The sequence below is a fragment of the Mesorhizobium salmacidum (SeqCode) genome (genome assembly GCF_037179605.1).
Classification (GTDB): domain Bacteria; phylum Pseudomonadota; class Alphaproteobacteria; order Rhizobiales; family Rhizobiaceae; genus Mesorhizobium; species Mesorhizobium salmacidum.
Genome location: NZ_JAPYKS010000099.1, coordinates 1 through 426, shown reverse-complemented (window position 1 = coordinate 426; position 426 = coordinate 1). Strand labels below are relative to the sequence as shown.

Genomic DNA, 426 nt, shown 5'->3' with positions numbered 1-426 from the left:
GGTGAAGGCCACGACCAGCGACGCCCAGCCGCCTTCGAACACCTTGACGATGTTGGAGGCGAAGAAGCCGATATCGATGAAGGCGAACAGCACGGTCAGCGGGATCGCCAGCGACAGCTTCCACTTCCAGATGCGGGTCATGACGACATAGAGCAGCACCGTCGTCACCAGCATGTTGCCGGTTACCGAGATGCCGTAGGCGGAGGCCAGCTTGCTCGATTCGCCGAAGCCGACCACCAGCATCATCACCACCAGGGCCAGCAGCAGATTGACGCGCGGCATGTAGATCTGGCCGGACTGCTTTTCCGATGTGTGGAGGATTTCCAGCCGCGGCAACATGTTGAGCTGCACCGCCTGGCGGGTCAGCGAAAAAGCCCCTGAAATGACCGCCTGGCTGGCGATGACGGTAGCCGCCGTCGCCAGCAC

The 426-nt window shown here is 62.0% G+C and carries 1 protein-coding gene; it reads right to left on the bottom strand.

Features of this window, described 5'->3' with window-relative positions:
- Positions 1-426, bottom strand: a 426-nt coding sequence (locus O7A60_RS32180) for a KUP/HAK/KT family potassium transporter (protein WP_337109598.1), incomplete at both ends; no start/stop codon positions are given.